The sequence below is a fragment of the Streptomyces sp. NPDC048337 genome, assembly GCF_043201175.1.
Classification (GTDB): Bacteria; Actinomycetota; Actinomycetes; order Streptomycetales; family Streptomycetaceae; genus Streptomyces.
On sequence record NZ_JBICYR010000019.1, the window covers coordinates 1 to 20,651 of the forward strand.

Genomic DNA, 20,651 nt, shown 5'->3' on the forward strand with positions numbered 1-20,651 from the left:
CGACTCTATCAGACTCTTTCGGGCCCGATTTCCTCGGCGCTTTCCAGGTTCTACGCTTTCGCGTTTTCCCTTTCCGGCGATTCCGACTCTATCAGATTCGTTTCCCTGCCGTTTCCGACTGGATTGGAATTCCGATGGCCTTCGGGGGGCCTTTCCCTTTCGGGTGGATCAGACTTTATCAGGTCTACCTGAGTGCTGATTGCCACCCGCCCACGCGACAGGTACGGGCACACGTGTGTGCCCGGGTGTCGTGCGGGGTGGAGACGTAAACGTACTGGAGCGGGGCCCCCGGATGCAAATCCGGTTGCCCCGCTCCGGTGACGCCGCTAGCGCGCGGGTCAGACCTCGACCACGACCGGGAGGATCATCGGGCGGCGGCGGTAGCTGTCCGAGACCCACTTGCCCATCGTGCGGCGGATGAGCTGCTGGATCTGGTGCGGCTCCGCCACGCCGTCCGAGGCCGCGCGTGCGATGGCCTCCTCGATCTTCGCGACGACCGGGCCGAAGGCGGAGTCCTCGATGCCGGAGCCGCGGGCCTGGATGTTCGGGCCGCTGACGACCTTGCCCGTGGTGCTGTCCACCACGACGTAGACCGAGATGATGCCCTCGTCGCCGAGGATCCGGCGGTCCTTGAGCGAGGCCTCGGTGACGTCGCCGACCGAGAGGCCGTCCACGTACACGTAGCCGGCCTGGACCTTGCCCGCGATGCGGGCCTTGCCGTCGATCAGGTCGACGACCACGCCGTCCTCGGCGATGACGATGCGGTCCTTCGGGACGCCCGTCATGGCGCCGAGCTCGGCGTTGGCGCGCAGGTGGCGCCATTCGCCGTGGACCGGCATCAGGTTCCGCGGCTTGCAGATGTTGTAGAAGTACAGGAGCTCGCCCGCCGACGCGTGGCCGGAAACGTGCACCTTCGCGTTGCCCTTGTGGACCACGTTGGCGCCCCAGCGGGTCAGGCCGTTGATCACGCGGTAGACCGCGTTCTCGTTGCCCGGGATCAGGGACGAGGCCAGGATGACCGTGTCGCCCGGGACGATCCGGATCTGATGGTCGCGGTTGGCCATGCGGGACAGGGCCGCCATCGGCTCGCCCTGGGAACCCGTGCAGACCAGGACGACCTCGTGGGGAGGCAGGTCGTCGAGGGTCTTGACGTCCACGATGAGGCCCGGCGGGACCCTCAGGTAGCCCAGGTCGCGGGCGATGCCCATGTTGCGGACCATCGAGCGGCCGACGAAGGCGACCCGGCGGCCGTACTCGTGGGCGGCGTCGAGGATCTGCTGGATGCGGTGCACGTGGCTGGCGAAGCTGGCCACGATGATCCGGTGGTGGGCGTTCGCGAAGACGTTGCGCAGGACGTTGGAGATCTCGCGCTCGGGCGGGACGAACCCCGGGACCTCGGCGTTCGTCGAGTCCGAGAGGAGGAGGTCGATGCCCTCCTCGCTCAGACGCGCGAAGGCGTGCAGGTCGGTGAGGCGCTTGTCCAGCGGGAGCTGGTCCATCTTGAAGTCGCCGGTGGCGACGACCATGCCGGCGCCGGTCCGGATCGCGACGGCCAGGGCGTCCGGGATGGAGTGGTTGACCGCGATGAACTCGCAGTCGAAGGGGCCGAGGTTCTCGCGCTCGCCTTCCTTCACCTCGAGGGTGTAGGGGCGGATGCGGTGCTCCTGGAGCTTGGCCTCGATGAGGGCGAGCGTCAGCTTGGAGCCGATCAGCGGGATGTCCGGCTTCTCCCGGAGGAGGTAGGGGACGGCGCCGATGTGGTCCTCGTGGCCGTGCGTGAGGACGATGCCGTCGATGTCGTCGAGGCGGTCCCGGATGGACGTGAAGTCCGGCAGGATCAGGTCGATGCCCGGCTGCTCCTCCTCGGGGAAGAGGACACCGCAGTCGACGATGAGCAGACGGCCGTCGTACTCGAAGATGGTCATGTTGCGGCCGATCTCGCCGAGGCCACCCAGGGGGGTGACCCGCAGGCCGCCCTTGGGCAGCTTGGGCGGCGGACCGAGTTCCGGATGCGGATGGCTCAAAAGTCTCTCCTCACCACGCACGCCACGTACCTCGGAAGGCACGTGGCGCGCAGGTCATTCGTGCACTTGCTGTTGTCTTTTTTGATCATGCTTATTCAGTTGTGAAGTCTGTTGTCAGAGCTGTACCCCGCCGGCGGCAAGATCGATCTTGAGCTGGGCCGTCTCTTCGGCGGTCAGCTCGATCAGCGGGAGCCGCAGCGGGCCCGCGGGCAGGCCCTGCAGGTTCAGGGCGGCCTTGGTGGTCATCACGCCCTGGGTGCGGAACATGCCGGTGAAGACGGGGAGCAGCTTCTGGTGGATCTCGGCGGCCTTCTGGACGTCCCCGGCGAGGTGGGCGTCGAGCATGGCGCGCAGGTCGGGGGTGACCACGTGGCCGACCACGGAGACGAAGCCGACCGCGCCGACCGACAGGAGCGGCAGGTTCAGCATGTCGTCGCCCGAGTACCAGGCCAGGCCGCTCTGCGCGATGGCCCAGCTGGCGCGGCCGAGGTCGCCCTTGGCGTCCTTGTTGGCCACGATACGGGGGTGCTCGGCCAGCCGGACCAGGGTTTCCGTCTCGATCGGGACACCGCTGCGGCCGGGGATGTCGTAGAGCATGACCGGCAGGCCGGTGGCGTCGGCGATCGCCGTGAAGTGCCGGTAGAGGCCTTCCTGCGGCGGCTTGCTGTAGTACGGGGTGACGGCCAGCAGGCCGTGGGCGCCGGTGGCCTCGGCCTGGCGGGCCAGCTCGAGGGTGTGGCGGGTGTCGTTGGTGCCGATGCCGGCGACCACGTGGGCGCGGTCTCCGACGGCTTCGAGGACGGCTCGTACGAGGTCGTTTTTCTCCGCGTCGGTGGTGGTCGGCGACTCACCGGTGGTGCCGTTGATGATCAGGCCGTCGTTGCCTGCGTCCACCAGGTGGACGGCGAGCTGCTGCGCGCCGTCGAGGTCGAGAGTGCCATCCGCCGTAAAGGGCGTGATCATGGCGGTGAGGACCCGCCCGAAGGGGGTCTGCGGAGTCGAGATCGGAGCCATGGGTAACACGCTACTCGCTGCCATGCTCGCGGTGTCCCCTCGGGGGACCGTCAACCGGGGGTACCTCCCAGCGGTAGCTGGGGGCGTTGGAGCCCGGCACTGCCTGCTCGGGGGTTCAAGCAGTGCCGGGTCCGTTTGATCAGCCTAGATGAACTTTACGAAACGTCGCAATACGGACACTTAGGACTTGACTCCGTACATCTGTACGTCGCAGTCGAACCAGCCCTTACGGGGCAACGCGGCCGTTGGCGTTGTAGGCCGCGTACGTGAGCGGCATGAGCTTCGCCCAGTGCTGCTCCATCTTCTCGCCGACCATCTCGATCTCCCGCTGCGGGAAGGACGGGACGCGTGCGAGCTCGTGCTGCGTCCGCAGACCGAGGAAGTGCATCAGCGAGCGGGCGTTGCAGGTGGCGTACATCGAGGAGAAAAGTCCGACGGGCAGGACCGAACGGGCCACCTCCCGGGCGACGCCCGCGGCGAGCATCTCCTGGTAGGCCTCGTAGGCCTGGCGGTACGAGTCCTCCATGACGCGGCCCGTCAACTCCTGCTGGGCCTCGGTGCCCTCGACGAAGACGTACTTGCCCGGGCGGCCCTCCTGGACGAGCTTGCGCTCGGCGTCCGGGACGTAGAAGACCGGCTCCAGCTCCCTGTAGCGGCCCGATTCCTCGTTGTAGGACCAGCCGACGCGGTGGCGCATGAACTCGCGGAACACGAAGATCGGGGCGCTGATGAAGAAGGTCATCGAGTTGTGCTCGAAGGGGCTGCCGTGGCGGTCGCGCATCAGGTAGTTGATCAGACCCTTCGAGCGCTCCGGGTCCTTCTGCAGCTCTTCCAGGGACTGCTCGCCGGCCGTGGAGACCCGGGCGGCCCACAGCACGTCGGAGTCGGCGGCGGAGTGCTTCACCAGCTCCACCGTCACATCACTGCGGAAGCTGGGTTTCAGATCTGAAGCGGCGGTCTCGCTCACCGGGGGGTCCTTCCGAACGGGTCTCTCATGGGGCGCGCCCACTCTACGGCGCTCCTCGTGGCTGCCGGCGCAGGCTGCGGGGGCGGCTCGGGCGCGCGGTCAGCTGACGCACAGCCATAAAATTTGGTTAATGTCCCGAATTCCGGCACCGATTGTGCGGTTCGCACGTCCTACCTGATGGCAACCACTGATCGTGAAGAGTGAGGAGCGTCCCTTCATGTTTCGCCGGCGCGAACCCGTCCCGTTCGCCTTCGTCGCCGAGGCCGACCGTTTCCGGAGCAACGTCACTCCGCCGCCGCGCGAGAGTCTGAGCAAGATGCAGATCGCCGCCCGTAGTCTGGTCGGGCTGACCGTGGTCGCGGGGCTCGCCGGCTCGCTGCTCTTCGGTATGCCCGCACTGGAGCCCGCCAAGGCGCCGGCGAAGTCGCAGCAGTCGGAGGCGTCCGAGGGGCGGTAGCCTCACGGTCACAGCCCAACCGAACGTGCATGTGAGTGAGGTCCAGCCGTGCCCCTGCCCTTCCTGACGGCCGACGGTGTGTCCGACGCGGGTGACGACGGCGACGAAGCCCTGGCCCACGACGACCACGACCGCTGGCGCCGGCCCTACCGGCCGGGCCCCTGGCGGGTGGCCGGTGCCGCCCTGCTGCTCCTGCTGTCCGCCTTCATGCTGCTCGCGACGATGATCGTGGCCTTCGCGGGCGCCCTGGCCGGGGCCACGGTCTGCCTGGCCGCCGCGCTCGCCGTCGTCGGAACGGCGGTGCAGCTGCTGCGTGCGGGCGTCTGGGTGAGCCGTACGGGGCTGCGCCGGGTGGGGTTCTTCCGGACCCGCTCGATCGCGTGGAGCGAGATCGACGAGCTCCGTACGGTGCAGCAGCCGGTGCGCTGGCTCGGTCTGCCGCGGACCGTACAGGGTCAGGCGCTGATGGCGGCCGGGCGCGGTGGCGCGGAGCTGCCAGTGCTGCTGACCGACCACAACGCCGATTTCCTGTCGCGGGCCGAGGCCTTCGACCGGGCCGCCGACCAGGTCGGGGCCTGGGCGGACGAGTACCGGCCCTTGCCCGCCTGAGGCGTCGAACAGCGCGCACGGGAAGCCCGTACAGGTGTCAGACCTGTACGGGCTTCTTGTCGTGTAGGGCGATCGCCCGCTGCATGGCCTTGCGGGCCCGCGGGGTGTCGCGGGCGTCGTGGTAGGCGACCGCGAGCCGGAACCAGGTGCGCCAGTCCCCCGGCGCGTCCTCGGTCTCGGCCTTGCGGCGCGCGAAGACCTCGTCGGCGGAGTCGCGCAGGATCCGGCCGTACCGGTCCCGTTCGAGTTCGTCGACGGGAAGTCCGCCCTCGCTCTCCAGCTCGGCTCCGAGCTGGTTGGCCTTGGTTACGAACTGGGTGTTCTTCCACAGGAACCACACGCCGATGACCGGCAGGATCAGCACGGCCACGCCGAAGGTGACGGTGAGCCAGGTGCCGTGCCGGATCAACAGCAGGCCCCGGCTGCCGACCAGGACGAAGTAGACGACCAGGACGGCGGCCGTGAGGAAGTACGTGATCTTCGCGCGCATGGTGCTACTGCCTCATCAGCCGAGGTCGAGGAAGTGTTCCAGGCCGAAGGTGAGGCCGGGGGTCTGCGTCACGCGGCGGGCGCCGAGCAGGATGCCCGGCATGAAGCTGCTGTGGTGCAGGGAGTCGTGACGGATGGTCAGGGTCTCGCCCTCGGCGCCGAGCAGCACCTCCTGATGGGCCAGCAGACCGCGCAGGCGGACGGCGTGGACCGGGACGCCGTCGACGTTCGCGCCGCGCGCGCCGTCGAGGGCGGTGGCGGTGGCGTCGGGCTGCGGGGCGCAGCCGGCCTCGGCGCGGGCGGCCGCGATGAGCTGCGCCGTACGGGTCGCCGTGCCGGACGGCGCGTCGACCTTGTTCGGGTGGTGCAGCTCGACGACCTCGACCGACTCGAAGTAGCGGGCGGCCTGCGCGGCGAACTTCATCGTGAGGACGGCGCCGATGGAGAAGTTCGGGGCGATGAGCACACCGGTCTCCGGGGAACCGGCGAGCCAGGTGTTCAGCCGGTCGAGGCGGTCCTCGTTCCAGCCGGTGGTGCCGACCACTCCGTGGATGCCGTGGCGGACGAGGAACTCCAGGTTCTCCATCACCGAGGCGGGGGTGGTCAGCTCGACCGCGACCTGGGCGCCGGCCTCGACCAGCGTCTCCAGCTTGTCGCCGCGGCCGAGGGCCGCCACCAGCTCCATGTCGTCGGCGGCCTCGACCGCCTTGACGGCCTCGGAGCCGATGCGGCCCTGAGCGCCGAGGACTGCCACGCGCAGCTTGCTCATGTTGCTTCCTTCACTCACGTACGGGACTAGGCGACGACGACTTCGTCGAGGCGGGCGGCCTGCTTTTCCTTGAGCGCGCCGATCACCGCGAGCGAGGGCCGCTGGGCCAGTACATCCTGGGCGACCGAGCGGACGTCGTCCGGGGTCACGGAGGCGATCCGGGCCAGCATGTCGTCGACCGACATCTGGTCGCCCCAGCAGAGCTCGCTCTTGCCGATGCGGTTCATGATCGCGCCGGTGTCCTCCAGTCCGAGGACGGTGGATCCGGAGAGCTGGCCGACGGCCCGCTTGATCTCGTCGTCGCTCAGCCCGTCGGAGGCGACCTTGTCGAGTTCGTCGCGGCAGATCCGGAGCACGTCCTGGACCTGGTTGGGGCGGCAGCCCGCGTAGACGCCGAAGAGTCCGGTGTCGGCGAAGCCCGAGGTGTACGAGTACACGCTGTAGGCGAGGCCGCGCTTCTCCCGGACCTCCTGGAAGAGGCGCGAGGACATGCCGCCGCCGAGGGCGGTGTTCAGTACGCCCAGGGCCCAGCGGCGCTCGTCGGTGCGGGCCAGGCCGGGCATGCCGAGGACCACGTGGGCCTGCTCGGTCTTGCGGTTGACCAGGTCGACGCGGCCGGCGGTGCGGATGCGCTTGGCTCCGGTGCGCGGGCCGATCGGCTCGGCGTCGGTGCGGGTCAGCGCGCCGGCCTTCTCGAAGGCGGCGCGGACCTGGCGTACGACCTTGTTGTGGTCGACGTTGCCGGCGGCTGCGACGACCAGGTGGGTCGGGTCGTAGTGCTTCTTGTAGAAGCGGCGGATCCGGTCGGCGCCGAGGGCGTTGATCGTGTCGACGGTGCCGAGGACGGGACGCCCGAGGGGGGTGTCCCCGAACATGGTCTTCGCGAACAGGTCGTGCACGCAGTCGCCCGGGTCGTCCTCGGTCATCGCGATCTCTTCGAGGATGACCCCGCGCTCGGCGTCGACGTCCTCCTCGCGGATCAGCGAGCCGGTGAGCATGTCGCACACGACGTCGATGGCCAGCGGCAGATCGGTGTCGAGCACCCGTGCGTAGTAGCAGGTGTACTCCTTCGCCGTGAAGGCGTTCATCTCGCCGCCGACCGCGTCGATCGCGGCGGAGATGTCGAGGGCGCTGCGCTTGTGCGTGCCCTTGAAGAGGAGGTGCTCCAGGTAGTGCGTGGCGCCGTTCAGCGTGGGCGTCTCGTCGCGGGAGCCGACGTGCGCCCAGATGCCGAAGGTGGCGGAGCGGACGGAGGGCAGCGTCTCGGTGACGATGCGCAGTCCGCCGGGGAGGACCGTGCGCCGGACGGTGCCGATGCCGTTCTGCCCCTTGAGGAGGGTTTGGGTACGGGCGACGGCCCGCCCCTCCGAAGAGGGGCGGGCCGTCACACGGGAACTACGCGACATCACTTGTCGGAGTCGTCCTTGTCAGCCTCGTCGCCGGCGGCCTCGCCGTCGATCACGGGGATCAGGGAGAGCTTGCCGCGCTGGTCGATCTCGGCGATCTCCACCTGGACCTTGGTGCCGACCGCGAGCACGTCCTCGACGTTCTCCACGCGCTTGCCACCGGCGAGCTTGCGGATCTGCGAGATGTGCAGCAGGCCGTCCTTGCCCGGGAGCAGGGAGACGAAGGCACCGAAGGTGGTGGTCTTGACGACCGTACCCAGGTAGCGCTCGCCGACCTCCGGCATGGTCGGGTTGGCGATGCCGTTGATCGTGGCGCGGGCGGCCTCGGCGGCCGGGCCGTCGGCGGCACCGATGTAGATGGTGCCGTCGTCCTCGATCGTGATCTCGGCGCCGGTGTCCTCCTGGATCTGGTTGATCATCTTGCCCTTGGGGCCGATGACCTCACCGATCTTGTCCACGGGGATCTTGACCGTGATGATCCGCGGGGCGTTGGGGGACATCTCGTCCGGGGTGTCGATCGCTTCCATCATCACGTCGAGGATGTGGAGGCGGGCGTCGCGGGCCTGCTTGAGGGCCGCGGCCAGGACGGAGGCCGGGATGCCGTCCAGCTTGGTGTCGAGCTGGAGGGCGGTGACGAACTCCTTGGTGCCGGCGACCTTGAAGTCCATGTCGCCGAAGGCGTCCTCCGCACCGAGGATGTCGGTGAGGGCGACGTAGTGGGTCTTGCCGTCGATCTCCTGGGAGATCAGGCCCATGGCGATACCGGCGACGGGGGCCTTGAGGGGCACACCGGCGTTCAGCAGCGACATGGTGGAGGCGCAGACCGAGCCCATGGACGTCGAACCGTTGGAGCCGAGGGCCTCGGACACCTGGCGGATCGCGTAGGGGAACTCCTCGCGGGTCGGGAGGACCGGCACGATCGCGCGCTCGGCGAGCGCGCCGTGGCCGATCTCGCGGCGCTTCGGCGAACCGACGCGGCCGGTCTCGCCGACGGAGTACGGCGGGAAGTTGTAGTTGTGCATGTAGCGCTTGCGGGTCACCGGGGAGAGGGTGTCCAGCTGCTGCTCCATGCGGAGCATGTTGAGGGTGGTGACGCCCAGGATCTGGGTCTCGCCACGCTCGAACAGCGCCGAGCCGTGCACGCGCGGGATGGCCTCGACCTCGGCGGCGAGGGTACGGATGTCCGTGATCCCGCGGCCGTCGATGCGGACCTTGTCCTTGATGACGCGCTCGCGGACCAGGGCCTTGGTCAGGCTGCGGTACGCGGCGGAGATCTCCTTCTCGCGGCCTTCGAAGGCCGGGAGGAGCTTCTCGGCGGCGATCTCCTTGACGCGGTCCAGCTCGGCCTCGCGGTCCTGCTTGCCCGCGATGGTCAGCGCCTGGGAGAGCTCGCCCTTGACGGCGGCCGCGAGGGCCTCGTACACGTCGTCCTGGTAGTCCAGGAAGACCGGGAACTCGCCCTCGGGCTTGGCGGCCTTGGCGGCGAGGTCCGACTGGGCCTTGCACAGGACCTTGATGAACGGCTTCGCGGCCTCGAGGCCCGCGGCGACGATCTCCTCGGTCGGCGCCTCGGCGCCGCCCTTGACGAGGGCGATGGTCTTCTCGGTGGCCTCGGCCTCGACCATCATGATCGCGACGTCGCCGTCCTCCAGGACGCGGCCCGCGACGACCATGTCGAAGACGGCGTCCTCGAGCTCGGTGTGCGTCGGGAAGGCCACCCACTGGCCCTTGATCAGCGCGACGCGGACGCCGCCGATCGGGCCGGAGAAGGGCAGGCCGGCCAGCTGCGTGGACGCGGACGCGGCGTTGATCGCGATGACGTCGTACAGGTGGTCGGGGTTGAGCGCCATGACGGTGGCGACGACCTGGATCTCGTTGCGCAGGCCCTTCTTGAAGGACGGGCGCAGCGGGCGGTCGATCAGGCGACAGGTGAGGATCGCGTCCTCGGAGGGGCGACCCTCGCGGCGGAAGAACGAGCCGGGGATCTTGCCGGCCGCGTACTGGCGCTCCTCGACGTCCACCGTCAGGGGGAAGAAGTCGAGCTGGTCCTTGGGCTTCTTGGACGCGGTGGTGGCGGACAGCACCATCGTGTCGTCGTCCAGGTAGGCAACGGCGGAGCCGGCGGCCTGGCGGGCCAGACGGCCCGTCTCGAAGCGGATGGTGCGGGTGCCGAAGGAACCGTTGTCAATGACGGCCTCGGCGTAGTGGGTCTCGTTCTCCACTAGCGTTTTCTCCATTTTCGTCGTCTCCGTCCGCCGCCCGTGTGGCGGTGGACGGTTGCGGAGAAGCGCGCCTGGCCTGGGGCCGGTCTTCGATCGAAGCACCCGGTTCGTTGCCCTTGGGGGCTTTCCGGATGCCACTACCGAGGACCGGCGGCGTAGGGAGGGCGCTCCTCCTCTTCAGTTGTGCACGTCTTCGTACGTCCCGTGCGACGCCTTGCGTCCGCTCAGACGTACACGTGCGTCCGTTCCAGACTACAAAGGGTCCGGTCCGGTCCGCACGTACAGCAAAGGGAGCGGCCCCCGGATGTGGGAACCGCTCCCTTCACGGCGTCTTACTTGGCGCCGGCCGCACCGCGGCGGATGCCGAGGCGCTCGACCAGCGTACGGAAGCGCTGGATGTCCTTCTTGGCCAGGTACTGCAGCAGGCGGCGACGCTGGCCGACCAGGATCAGCAGACCACGACGGGAGTGGTGGTCGTGCTTGTGGGTCTTGAGGTGCTCGGTCAGGTCCGAGATGCGCTTCGAGAGCATCGCGACCTGGACCTCGGGAGAGCCAGTGTCGCCCTCCTTGGCACCGAATTCGGCGATGATCTGCTTCTTCGTAGCGGCGTCGAGCGGCACGCTTACTCCTCGTATCAGGTCTTCTTTGCCACCGAGTGCCCCAGGTCTTTGTCTCTGGGGAGCTTCCGTTACTCGGGAGGCGGGGTCCGCTGAGCGCAGTCCACAGACCCTCTGTCGAGGAATCCGGAAGACGCGTACACAAACGGCCGTCAGCCAGGGTACCAGGCTGCCGCAGCCCCTTGTCTCAGCTGGTGAGAGCGCGGACCCGGGAGTAGACGTCGAGGACGGCCAGGGTCAGCGGGACCAGGCTGAGCAGCACCGCGGCCTCGGTGAGGTCGAGCAGGCGCCCCCAGAAGGGTGACAGACCCTTGCGGGGAATGACCAGCGCAATTCCGGTGAGGAGGGCAGCGCCGGCGGCGACGGCGGCGGTCAGCCAGATCGTACGGAGGTCCAGGCCACTGTGGTCGTGCTTCACGACCAGGGCTTCGAGCAGGTCGGCCGGCGGGTGCAGGGCCAGGCCCAGGATCAGCAGGGCGATGGCGGTGAGACCGGCGGCCAGGGTGCAGACGACCTGGGAGGTGTAGCGGAAGAGCCGGGCGCGCAGCAGCATGGCGAGGCCGGTGGTGAGGGCCAGCAGGCGGCCCCAGGTGTTGTCGGAGAAGCCGAGTACGGCGGCGGCGCCGACGGCGACCGCGGCGCAGCCCCCGACGAGGCCGAGGAGCATCTCGTGGCCGCGGCGGGCCTGGGCGGCGATCTGCTCGGCGTCGAGCGGGGCGCCCTGCTCGTACTGGTCGGAGCCGGACTGGTCACCGTACGGCTCGGTCTCGTAGCGGTCCGGGGTCTCGTAGTCCTCGGTGGCGCTCTGCGGTGCCGCGTAGCCGATCGGCAGGCGGGCGAAGCGGGCGGAGAGCCCGGGCAGGAAGGCGACGAGGCCGATGGCGACGGGGGCGCAGACGGCGGCGGCGTCGGTCGCGGAGGCCTCGGTGGCGATGGCCGTGAAGGTGGCCAGGGTGCCGGTGGCGGCGACGAAGGTGGCCGCCACGAAGGGGGCGTCCCCGCTGGGGGTCAGGGCGACCAGGGCGACGGAGGCGATGAGGACGCAGACGCAGCCGAGGAGGAACTGGAGCCGGCCGGGGCCGTGGCCGGCTGCGGGGGCGATGATCCCGGAGCCGGCGATCAGCAGGTGCGGGAGGGCGCCGAGGCCGAGCGCCACGGCGGAGCCGCGATCGCGGTAGACCCGGGCGCGCACTCCGGCGACGGCGGTGAGCAGGACGCCCGCGGCGCCGGCGATGATGCCGGGCAGTCCGTGCATGTCGTGGCGCAGGGGGTCGGCGTACCAGAGGACGAAGCCGAGCATGACGAGGAGCAGGGCGGCGCCGGCCAGGCCCGCGCCGCGCAGCATGTCGTCGGTCCAGCGGTGCCGGTCGCGGACGACGGCGGAGGCCACGGCGTCGGAGACGTCGTCGAAGACCGCGGGCGGCAGGGACTCGGCGAAGGGGCGCAGGCTGAGCACCTCGCCGTCGAGGACCTGCTGGGCGGCGAGGGTGCGGGCGCCGTCGAGGACGGTGCCGGAGCGGCGTACGAGGTGGAAGCCGGTGGGGGCGCCCACGGGCTGGGTCTGGCCGGTGAGGCGCAGCAGCTCCGGGTAGACGTCGGCGACGGCGATGTCCTCGGGGAGGGCGACGTCGATCCGGCTGTCCGGGGCCACGACGGTGACCCTGCAGAAGCCCGTCGTTGCGGCCGTACTCACCTGTGTGACCCCCCTTGTTGGTGCCCGCGTCGGCGGACGATTCGCGGATGCGCATGCTGCGCGCGCCACCCTACCGGGCCAATGCCCGACTGTCGGCAAGTAGGATCACCGTCGCGCGGAGGAGACCCCCTTCGCGCCCGGGACTTGGGGCCGCCGGTTGCGACGTCCCGTCCGTTTTCGAGGGATTGATGCTCCGGTGAGCCAGATCGTCGTCAAACGCCCGCCACGGTCCCTGCCGCCCGAAGTGCCTTCGGACGAGCTGAGGCTGGAGGCTCCGCCGGAACTCCCGCGGGGGCAGCAGGAGGGCATGCTGATGCAGCTCCTGCCGATGCTCGGCATGGGCTCCTCCGTCGTGTTCTTCTTCATGACGCCGATGCCCATCATGCGCATCATGGGCGTGCTGATGCTGGCGTCCACGGTGGGAATGATCATTGCCCAGCTGGTCCGGCACCGCCGGGGTACGCAGGGGCAAATGGCCGATGTGCGCCGGGACTACCTCAAATACCTCTCGCAGACGCGGCGTCAGGTACGCCGGACCGCGCGGGCCCAGCGCGACGCGCAGCTGTATCTGCACCCGGCTCCCGAGCAGTTGTGGTCGGTGGTGGCCGAGGGTTCACGGCTGTGGGAGCGGCGGGTCGGCGACGCGGACTTCGGGCAGGCCCGGCTGGGCCTGGGCTCGCAGGGTCTGGCGACGCCGCTGGTGGCTCCGGACACGGCGCCGGTGGACGAGCTGGAGCCGCTGACGGCGGGCGCGATGCAGCGCTTCCTGAAGGTGCACTCCTCGCTGGACGGGCTGCCGGTGGCGGTGTCGATCCGGGCGTTCTACCACGTGACGGTGTCGGGTGAGCCGGAGTCGGCGCGCAGTACGGCGCGGGCGCTGGTGGCGCAGCTGGCGACGCTGCACTCCCCCGAGGACCTGATGGTGGCCGTGGTGGCCGCGCCCGGTGCGGTGGCCTCGTGGGACTGGACGAAGTGGCTGCCGCACACGCAGGTCCCCGGGCAGGTCGACGGGGCCGGTACGAAGCGGCTGTTCGGCGACGACCTCGCCGAGCTGGAGGGGCTGCTGGGCTCCCGGCTGGAGGGGCGTCCGCGGTTCAGCCGCGAGGTGTCCCCGGTGCTGGACCAGCCGCACCTGGTGGTGGTGCTGGACGGCGGGATGGTGCCGCCGGACTCGGTGTTCGCGGCGGCCGAGGGGCTGCAGGGCGTGACCATCGTCGAGGTGGTCGCGGGCGAGCTGGACGAGCCGCGCGGCTCGCTGTCGGTCGTGGTGCGTCCGGGCCGGCTGCGCCTGGAGTCGGGCGGGGGCGTCGCGTACGAGGGCACCCCGGACACCCTGTCGCTGCCCGCGGCGGAGGCCCTGGCACGGCAGCTGGCACCGCTGCGCACCGGCGGCGGGGACGACGACGAGCCGCTGCTGGCCAATCTGGACTTCACGGACCTGCTGAACCTGGGCGACGCGGCCGCGGTGGACGTGGCGCGGACCTGGCGGCCGCGGTCGGCCGGTGAGCGGCTGCGCGTGCCGATCGGTGTCGGCGAGGACGGCGCTCCGGTCATGCTGGACCTCAAGGAGGCCGCGCAGGAGGGCATGGGCCCCCACGGCCTGTGCGTGGGCGCGACCGGTTCCGGCAAGTCGGAGCTGCTGCGCACGCTGGTGCTGGGCCTGGCGGTCACGCACACCTCGGAGACGCTGAACTTCGTACTCGCCGACTTCAAGGGCGGTGCGACCTTCACCGGCATGGGGCAGATGCCGCACGTGGCGGCGGTCATCACCAACCTGGCGGACGACCTCACGCTCGTGGACCGCATGGGCGACTCGATCCGCGGTGAGCTGCAGCGCCGGCAGGAGCTGCTGCGCGCGGCGGGCAACTACGCGAACATCCACGACTACGAGAAGGCGCGCGCGGCGGGTGCCCCGCTGGAGCCGCTGGCCTCGCTGGTGCTGGTCATCGACGAGTTCTCCGAGCTGCTGACGGCGAAGCCCGACTTCATCGACATGTTCATCCAGATCGGCCGCATCGGCCGTTCGCTGGGCGTGCACCTGCTGCTGGCCTCGCAGCGCCTGGAGGAGGGCAAGCTGCGCGGGCTGGACACCTACCTCTCGTACCGGATCGGTCTGCGGACCTTCTCGGCGGCGGAGTCGCGGACCGCGATCGGTGTGCCGGACGCGTACCACCTGCCGTCGGTGCCCGGTTCGGGCTACCTGAAGTTCGGTACGGACGAGATGACCCGCTTCAAGGCGGCGTACGTCTCGGGTACCTACCGCTCGGGCGGGCCGGACCTGTCGGTGGGCCTGTTCCCGGTGGAGCGGCGGCCCGCGCTGTTCACGGCGGCCCCGGTGCCGGTGGTGTACGCGGCTCCGGACCCGGCGTACCTGGCCGCGCAGTCGACGCGCGAGGACGACGCGCTCGCCGACACGGTGCTGGACGTGATCGTGAGCCGGCTGGAGGGGCAGGGGGTGCCGGCGCACCAGGTGTGGCTGCCGCCGCTCGACCAGGCGCCGCCGCTGGACCAGTTGCTGCCGGCGCTGGCGCCGAGCGCGGAGCGCGGGCTGCACGCGGACGGGTACACGCGGCCCGGCGGGCTCGTCGTACCGCTCGGCCTCATCGACAAGCCGTTCGAGCAGCGGCGCGAGGTGCTGTACCGGGACTTCTCGGGTGCGGCGGGCCACATGATGGTGGTCGGCGGTCCGCAGTCGGGCAAGTCGACGCTGATGCGCACGCTGATCTCCTCCTTCGCGCTCACGCACACCCCGCGCGAGGTGCAGTTCTACGGGCTGGACTTCGGTGGCGGCAGCCTGTCCGCGGTGGCCGAGCTGCCGCACGTGGGCGGGATCGCCTCGCGTCTGGACCCGGAGCGGGTGCGGCGCACGGTCGCGGAGGTGGGGGGCATCCTCAACCGCCGCGAGGAGTTCTTCCGGTCGAACGGCATCGACTCGATCGGCACCTACCGGCGCCGGCGGGCCGCGGGCGAGCTGCCCGGTGAGCCGTGGGGCGACGTGTTCCTCGTCATCGACGGCTGGGGCGGCTTCCGCGGCGAGTACGAGGGCCTGGAGCAGGTCGTCACCGACATCGCGGCCCGCGGTCTGGGCTACGGCATCCACGTGGTGATCACCGCCGCGCGCTACATGGAGGTGCGGGCGGCGCTCAAGGACCAGATGCTGAGCCGGCTGGAGCTGCGGCTCGGCGACGTCATGGACTCCGAGTTCGACCGGAAGGTGGCGGCGAACGTCCCGGCGGGCATGCCGGGTCGGGGTCAGGTCGCGGAGAAGCTGCACTTCCTGGGCGCGCTGCCGCGGATCGACGGCTCGCACGACGCCGGGGACCTGTCGGAGGCTACGGCGGCCTTCGTGGAGGCCGTGAAGCAGAACTGGGCGGGGCCGGCGGCTCCCGGCGTACGGCTGCTGCCGCGGCTGCTCCACGCCGACCAGCTGCCCAAGGGCGGGGAGCACCCCGGCCGCGGGATCGCGATCGGCATCGACGAGACCGACCTGGAGCCGCTGTTCGTCGACTTCGAGTCCGACCCCTTCCTCCTCGTCTTCGGCGAGAGCGAGTCGGGCAAGACGAACCTGCTGCGGCTCATCGCCCAGCAGATCTCGGAGCGCTACTCGCCGGACCAGGCGCGCCTGGTCGTGGGCGACTACCGGCGGAGCCTGCTCGGGGCGCTGCCGGAGGCGCACCTGCTGGAGTACGCGCCGATGGCGAGCTCCCTGCAGATGCACATGGAGGCGCTGGGCGGGGTGTTCTCGCGTCGGCAGCCGCCGACCGACGTCACTCCGCAGCAGCTGCGCGACCGCAGCTGGTGGACGGGCCCGGACGTGTTCATCATCATCGACGACTTCGACCTGGTGGCCACGAGCCAGGGCAATCCGCTGGCGCCGCTGGTGGAGTTCCTGCCCTTCGCCCGGGACACGGGCGTGCGCTTCATCATCGCGCGGAACTCGGCTGGTGCCTCGCGTTCGATGTACGAGCCGTTCATGCAGCGGATCAAGGAGCTGGGCGCGCAGGGTCTGGTCCTGTCCGGCGACCCGTCCGAGGGCGATCTCGTCGGCAACGTGCGGCCGCGTCCGATGCCGCCGGGCCGGGCGTACTTCGCCTCGCGCAGGCGCGGCACCTCGCTGGTGCAGCTGGGGCGGATGCCGGGGATGTGAGGAAAGCTGTTCCCCTCGGTGGCGCAGCACCGATAATCGCGGTGAAGACCGCGCCACCGAAGGGAAAGGCCGCACATGGGCACCCAGCAGGAGAAGGACGAGCTGTACGCGCTCGACATCAGCGGCGTGGAGTGGGAGGGCCCGCCCGGGACCAGCCCGGACGAGGAGCGGGTCGAGATCGCCCGGCTCCCCGAGGGCGCGGTGGCGATGCGCTCCTCCCTGGACCGGGAGACGGTGCTGCGGTACACGGCGGCCGAGTGGGAGGCCTTCGTGCTCGGGGCCCGGGACGGTGAGTTCGACCTGGACCGCCACCAGCCCTGAGGCCCGTACACACACGAACACACGCGCACACGCCGAAGGGGCGCGCCCGGTGCGGGCGCGCCCCTTCGGCGCGGAAAGACCCCGTACGTCCGACCGTACGGACCGGGCTCAGAAGGCCTCGGTGAACAGGCGCGAGGCCTTCTGGTCGGTGGCGCGGTAGTCGTCCTTGCCGCGCTCGATGAGCTGGGCGACCTGCTCGAGCGTGTTCTTCATGTGCTCGGCCTTGCCCTTGTACTTGGCCTGGAGCTGGACGTACGACTGGTGGGCCTCGCCGTCCCAGGTGTCCGTGACGACCTTCAGCGCCTGGTCCATGGCGGACAGGTCGTCGACGATCTTCTTGGAGACCGCACGGATGCGGTTGGCCATCTGCTGGACGCTCTCGTACTGGACCTTGGTGTGGCCGTCAGTACCTGCCATGTTCTTCTCCTTCGCGCTGAGCGGGTTACCGGGAAACGGCGGGGGTCAGATGGAGTTGAGGCCGGAGCCGTTGCCGCCCGCGCTCGCCTGAACGGTCTTGAACGCCGCACGCACGTCGTCGTCCTGGGCGTTGCTCAGGTTCTTGGTCTGCGCCACCGCGTTGTGCAGGACGCCGAGGAGGCGGCGGATCTCGTCGTGGTCCTCGTTGACCACCGTCTGGGCGCTGATGAACCCCGAAGCACCCACACCGGTCCAGCCGGCGCTCACCGTGGCGAGGATGTCGGCCAGCTCGCGGGCCTGGGTGGTGACGGCATCGGCCGTTTCGGAGATCTTGTTCTTGGCCTGGACGATCGGATCGTCTGCAAGTCCGAAATTGTTGCTCATCCGAAGCTCCTCACTTCTCAATTCGCCGGCAGAACCGGCGGATTGCGTCGCGGAGCGGACATTCGCCGGCGCGGTTTTGAGCCACGCGCCCGGCCATCCCCCTCCGCTTCACGCGAATCCCCCGATCACAGTCGTGAAGCCTGGTGTCACTCTAGCCAGTTCATCGTCCCGGCCCAACACCGGTGGTCTGCTTCTGTCGATGAACTGTGACCGTTCACTGCAAACGGCGTCGTCGGTTCCGGGCATCCCGGATGACGGTCGCGGCGCCCGCGATGACGGCGATGAGGACGGCTCCGATGCCGAGAGCGTACGTGCCGAACCGTTCCTCGCGCTCCTGGGCCGTCTCCGTGAGCTTGAGCGCGGCCGCGTCCGGGGCGGCCGCCGGGGGCGGGCCGGGGTCCGGTACGGGGGCCTTCGGGGGTTCGTGGTCCTGGCTGAGCGCGGCCACCGGGTCGACGATGCCCCAGCCGACGTAGTCGTCGCGGCCCTTGACCGAGCGTTCGGCGGTGTTCTGGATCTGCCAGACGACCTGCTGGGGGGACCAGTCCGGGTGCTTGGCGCGGAGCAGGGCGGCGACCCCGGCGACGTAAGGCGCGGAGAAGCTGGTGCCGTTGTCGATGCACTGGCCGAAGCCCGGGACCGTGGAGACCATGTCGACGCCCGGCGCGGCCACCCCGATGAAGTCGCCGGGCTGGGAGAACGCGGCGCGCTCGTTGTTGCGGTCCGAGGCGCCCACCGCGAGCACTCCGGGGAAGGCGGCCGGGTAGGTCTTGCGCTTCTCGCCGCTCAGGCCGTCGTTGCCCGAGGAGGCCACGACCACGACCTTCGCGTCGATGGCCTTCTGGACGGCCTTGCCGAGGTCGGAGTCGGCGGAGAGCGGTACGTCGGTGTCCTGGGAGATATTGATCACTTGGGCGCCCTTGGACACGGCGTGGTCGATCGCGTCGGCCAGGGACTTGGCGTTGCCCTTGCCCTGCCCGTCGTTCTGCCGGATGGGGATGATCGTGGACTCCGGGGCGAGGCCGACGAAGCCGGTGCCCTGCTGGGCGCGGGCCGCGATCAGCCCGGCGACCTTGGTGCCGTGGCCGACGGTGTCGTTGGTGCCGTCGCCGCCCTTGGGGTCGATGAAGTCCTTGCCGGCGCCGGTGTCGAGGGCGCCGGCAAGCTGCGGGTTCGCCCGGTCGACTCCGGTGTCGATGACCGCGACGCGGACGCTGTTCCCGTCCTTGTCCTTGCCCTTGGTCTGCGCCCAGAGCTCGTCGAGGAGGAGCCGCTGGAGGGCCCAGGGGCGGTCCTCGATCTGCTTCTTCATGGGGAAGGTGCACTCGCCGGCGCCGTCGAGGGGGAATCCGTACGAGGCGTACGGGGCCTGCGGCGCGGCGGCGGCGGGAGCGGCCGCGGCCGGCAGGGCGAGGGCCGGCGCGGCGAGGGTGAAGGCGGCGGCGAGCAGCGCGCGCCGCCGCTCCGTGAGCTGGGTCATCGGCGGCTTCCTCACGAACCCTGGGGTTGGCGGGCGGAGTTGGTGTCCAGGCGCGGCCCCTTGGAGAGGAAGTCGGACCACGCCTTGGGCACCATGGCCGGCGTGACGCCAGCGTAGCCGAGCCGGATCTGGGCCTGGCTGGGCTCGGGGGCGCCGGGCGTGCCGCCCTTGGCCTGCTGGTCGGGGGCACCGATCTTCGACTGTTCGGCGTCGCTGTCGCCGTTGGCCTGCACGGCGTAGCGCAGGCCGGTGTCGGTGACCAGGAAGAGGGAGCCGCCGGCGGTGGTCTGCTTGCCCTGGACCTGGGTGTAGAGCAGCCCCGAGCCGGGGGTGACGTAGGCGCTGGTGCCGCTGGCGGTGATGTCGACGGGGAAGCCGGTGCCGGCCCAGGTGCTCAGGGTCTGGCCGCCCTGCGCGTCGACCGAGCGCAGGACGTTGCAGACGGTGTCGCGGTCGCCGGACTCCTTCGCCTGCGTTCCGGCGGCCGGAGCGGTCTGGTTGATCCGGTCCGTCTTCTCCTGCGGCCACTTGCGGTCGCCGGCGAAGGGGGTGGGGTCGGGGTTGAGGGACTGGAGGTCGATCTCGCGGGCCTTGCCGTGCATGTTGAGGCCGTCGGTGGCGGGGGCCGAGATCAGCAGCCAGGCGGCGAAGTCGGAGACCGGCGCGACCTTCCCGGGCAGGACCACGTAGTGCTGGGTGCCGGAGCCCGTCTGGGCCTTGAGCACCATGCCGACCTTGTTGTCGTTGGTGACCAGGCCCTTGACGTTGGCGGGGTCGCCGGCCTTGCCGGGCAGCTGCGGGAAGGCCAGGTCGTCGCCCGAGTTGAGGGTCGCCAGCCACTGCTCGGTGACCTGCTGCGGGGTGGCGCCGGTGCCGACCAGGGCGGTGGTCATCGTCCCGGCGGCCGGGGTGCCCTCGGGGAACTTGTACTTCGTGCCCAGCGCGTCGACGAGGTAGCGCTCCTTGCCCGGGCCGGTGCTCTGCACGTACAGCGACTGGGTTTCGGTGAGCCTGCGGGCGTCGTCCGTCAGGTGGGTGTCGCGGTCGGCGAGGACGAAGGTGGCGGTCTGCACGCCGCGGCCGTTGCCGCCCGGCTGCTGGCAGACGGCCCAGCGCTTGGCCTTCGCGGCGTCGTCCTTGGCGGGGAGCCGGTCGGGGGCGTACGGGATGCCGATGATGGGGCCGCGCGGCGGCTTGCCCGCGTCCAGGACCTTGTCGTCGACCTGGATCACCTTGAACTTCGAGGGATCCAGGAGGAGTCGGGCGGAGGCGAGGTTGAGCACCGGGTGCAGCCTGGTCTGCTCCTTGCCGTCCACCTTGGTCGTCAGGACCACGTAGCGGGTGGTGGAGTCCTTGCCCACGATGACCTGGGTGCCCGGGTCCGCCCAGCCCTTGGGGGCCGTCGGTTTGAACATGCCCCAGGCGCCGAACGCGGCCATCACGACCGCGCCGACGATCAGGCCCGGGAGGACCGCGCGCAGCGGGCGCGGGGCGCCCTCCTCGGTCCCCGTCGCGGACGGCTGGAGGAACGCAGCCACCGTGCGCCGCTTCGCAAAGGTGTACGCGTTGAGCTCATCACGTCGTGATGCCATGACCGCCTGCTTCTCCCCGCACGGCCCGGCCGGTGAGTACGGT

Annotated in this window: 17 protein-coding genes; 4 read left to right on the top strand and 13 right to left on the bottom strand. The window is 70.2% G+C overall.

Going from position 1 to position 20,651, the window contains the following annotated elements:
* Positions 1 to 338: 338 nt before the first annotated feature.
* The 3 genes from ACGFYU_RS26720 to thyX all read right to left on the bottom strand — a co-directional run bounded on the left by ACGFYU_RS26720 (position 339) and on the right by thyX (position 4,005).
* Positions 339 to 2,024 (bottom strand): ribonuclease J, encoded by a 1,686-nt coding sequence (locus ACGFYU_RS26720; RefSeq protein WP_393829859.1) that lies wholly within the window; start codon positions 2,022 to 2,024, stop codon positions 339 to 341.
* Between the two features lie 114 nt (positions 2,025 to 2,138).
* Positions 2,139 to 3,038 carry a 4-hydroxy-tetrahydrodipicolinate synthase gene (gene dapA, locus ACGFYU_RS26725; RefSeq protein ID WP_393829860.1) on the bottom strand — a complete coding sequence of 300 codons (900 nt, stop codon included), beginning with the start codon at positions 3,036 to 3,038 and terminating at the stop codon, positions 2,139 to 2,141.
* A gap of 226 nt (positions 3,039 to 3,264) precedes the next feature.
* Positions 3,265 to 4,005, bottom strand: coding sequence for an FAD-dependent thymidylate synthase (thyX, locus tag ACGFYU_RS26730; RefSeq protein ID WP_393829861.1), 741 nt, complete (start codon positions 4,003 to 4,005; stop codon positions 3,265 to 3,267).
* Between the two features lie 217 nt (positions 4,006 to 4,222).
* Here thyX and ACGFYU_RS26735 point away from each other — a divergent pair, with 217 nt between their 5' ends.
* The gene (locus ACGFYU_RS26735; protein WP_393829862.1) at positions 4,223 to 4,462 is read left to right on the top strand and encodes a hypothetical protein; all 240 of its coding nucleotides are present in this window, start codon (positions 4,223 to 4,225) and stop codon (positions 4,460 to 4,462) included.
* Positions 4,463 to 4,510: 48 nt separating this feature from the next.
* The gene (locus ACGFYU_RS26740) at positions 4,511 to 5,071 is read left to right on the top strand and encodes a PH domain-containing protein (protein ID WP_393829863.1); all 561 of its coding nucleotides are present in this window, start codon (positions 4,511 to 4,513) and stop codon (positions 5,069 to 5,071) included.
* A gap of 37 nt (positions 5,072 to 5,108) precedes the next feature.
* Here the strand turns inward: ACGFYU_RS26740 and ACGFYU_RS26745 are convergent, their stop codons facing one another.
* From ACGFYU_RS26745 to eccD, 6 genes are all read right to left on the bottom strand, one after another.
* On the bottom strand, positions 5,109 to 5,561 hold the full coding sequence (locus tag ACGFYU_RS26745; protein WP_393829864.1) for a hypothetical protein: 453 nt from the start codon (positions 5,559 to 5,561) through the stop codon (positions 5,109 to 5,111).
* A 15-nt stretch (positions 5,562 to 5,576) separates the two neighbouring features.
* Positions 5,577 to 6,329: a 4-hydroxy-tetrahydrodipicolinate reductase gene (gene dapB, locus ACGFYU_RS26750; RefSeq protein ID WP_393829865.1), complete on the bottom strand. Its 753-nt coding sequence runs from the start codon at positions 6,327 to 6,329 to the stop codon at positions 5,577 to 5,579.
* 26 nt (positions 6,330 to 6,355) lie between these two features.
* Positions 6,356 to 7,738 carry a M16 family metallopeptidase gene (locus tag ACGFYU_RS26755; protein ID WP_393829866.1) on the bottom strand — a complete coding sequence of 461 codons (1,383 nt, stop codon included), beginning with the start codon at positions 7,736 to 7,738 and terminating at the stop codon, positions 6,356 to 6,358.
* Positions 7,735 to 9,957, bottom strand: a complete 2,223-nt coding sequence (locus tag ACGFYU_RS26760; protein WP_393829982.1) for a polyribonucleotide nucleotidyltransferase — start codon at positions 9,955 to 9,957, stop codon at positions 7,735 to 7,737. The genes ACGFYU_RS26755 and ACGFYU_RS26760 overlap by 4 nt, the downstream gene beginning before the upstream one ends.
* A 332-nt stretch (positions 9,958 to 10,289) precedes the next feature.
* Positions 10,290 to 10,577, bottom strand: coding sequence for a 30S ribosomal protein S15 (gene rpsO, locus ACGFYU_RS26765; protein ID WP_136213493.1), 288 nt, complete (start codon positions 10,575 to 10,577; stop codon positions 10,290 to 10,292).
* 184 nt (positions 10,578 to 10,761) lie between these two features.
* Complete coding sequence (eccD, locus tag ACGFYU_RS26770) at positions 10,762 to 12,267, bottom strand: type VII secretion integral membrane protein EccD (protein ID WP_393829867.1); 1,506 nt, start codon at positions 12,265 to 12,267, stop codon at positions 10,762 to 10,764.
* A gap of 196 nt (positions 12,268 to 12,463) precedes the next feature.
* Here eccD and eccCa point away from each other — a divergent pair, with 196 nt between their 5' ends.
* Together eccCa and ACGFYU_RS26780 are read left to right on the top strand one after the other, a co-directional pair.
* Complete coding sequence (eccCa, locus tag ACGFYU_RS26775) at positions 12,464 to 16,414, top strand: type VII secretion protein EccCa (RefSeq protein WP_393829868.1); 3,951 nt, start codon at positions 12,464 to 12,466, stop codon at positions 16,412 to 16,414.
* A 75-nt stretch (positions 16,415 to 16,489) separates the two neighbouring features.
* Positions 16,490 to 16,735, top strand: a complete 246-nt coding sequence (locus ACGFYU_RS26780; RefSeq protein ID WP_189973222.1) for a DUF397 domain-containing protein — start codon at positions 16,490 to 16,492, stop codon at positions 16,733 to 16,735.
* Between the two features lie 108 nt (positions 16,736 to 16,843).
* Here the strand turns inward: ACGFYU_RS26780 and ACGFYU_RS26785 are convergent, their stop codons facing one another.
* From ACGFYU_RS26785 to eccB, 4 genes are all read right to left on the bottom strand, one after another.
* Positions 16,844 to 17,152, bottom strand: a complete 309-nt coding sequence (locus tag ACGFYU_RS26785; protein WP_393829869.1) for a WXG100 family type VII secretion target — start codon at positions 17,150 to 17,152, stop codon at positions 16,844 to 16,846.
* 45 nt (positions 17,153 to 17,197) lie between these two features.
* Positions 17,198 to 17,536: a WXG100 family type VII secretion target gene (locus ACGFYU_RS26790; RefSeq protein WP_382648397.1), complete on the bottom strand. Its 339-nt coding sequence runs from the start codon at positions 17,534 to 17,536 to the stop codon at positions 17,198 to 17,200.
* Between the two features lie 214 nt (positions 17,537 to 17,750).
* Positions 17,751 to 19,016, bottom strand: a complete 1,266-nt coding sequence (gene mycP, locus ACGFYU_RS26795; RefSeq protein ID WP_393829870.1) for a type VII secretion-associated serine protease mycosin — start codon at positions 19,014 to 19,016, stop codon at positions 17,751 to 17,753.
* Positions 19,017 to 19,027: 11 nt separating this feature from the next.
* Positions 19,028 to 20,608, bottom strand: a complete 1,581-nt coding sequence (eccB, locus tag ACGFYU_RS26800; protein ID WP_393829871.1) for a type VII secretion protein EccB — start codon at positions 20,606 to 20,608, stop codon at positions 19,028 to 19,030.
* Positions 20,609 to 20,651 lie beyond the last annotated feature (43 nt).